This window comes from Flavobacterium erigeronis, assembly GCF_054075165.1.
In genome coordinates, this window is record NZ_JBSKGP010000034.1 from 1 (window position 1) to 390 (window position 390).

Below are 390 nucleotides of genomic sequence, written 5' to 3' on the forward strand. Positions count from 1 at the left end.
TATAACTGGCGTATGGACAATAGGCAATTTATTAAATGCAAATTCAGAAACTTTACAGATTTCAGCAATTGTAAACGCTTCTGGAGATTATTTGAATACTGCCGAAGTTACAGCAGCCGATCTTCCTGATCCAAATTCTACTCCAAATAACGGAGTTACGACAGAGAATGATTATGCGTCGGTTTCAACCACTCCAACAGCACAATCTTCAGATCTTTCTTTAACTAAAACAGTAAACAATGCAACTCCTTTAGTTGGATCGATTGTTAATTTTGAAATTGTAGTTACAAATAATGGCCCAAATGATAATACTGGACTTGCGGTAAGCGATTTACTGCCGTCTGGATATACTTTTTCATCATTTACCACTTCAAAAGGAACTTATGATCC

Annotated in this window: 1 protein-coding gene; it reads left to right on the forward strand. The window is 36.2% G+C overall.

What is annotated here, in order from left to right; genetic code table 11:
* The coding region (locus ACWA1F_RS23965) for a hypothetical protein (protein WP_456897549.1) at nucleotides 1-390 on the forward strand (390 nt) is incomplete at both ends.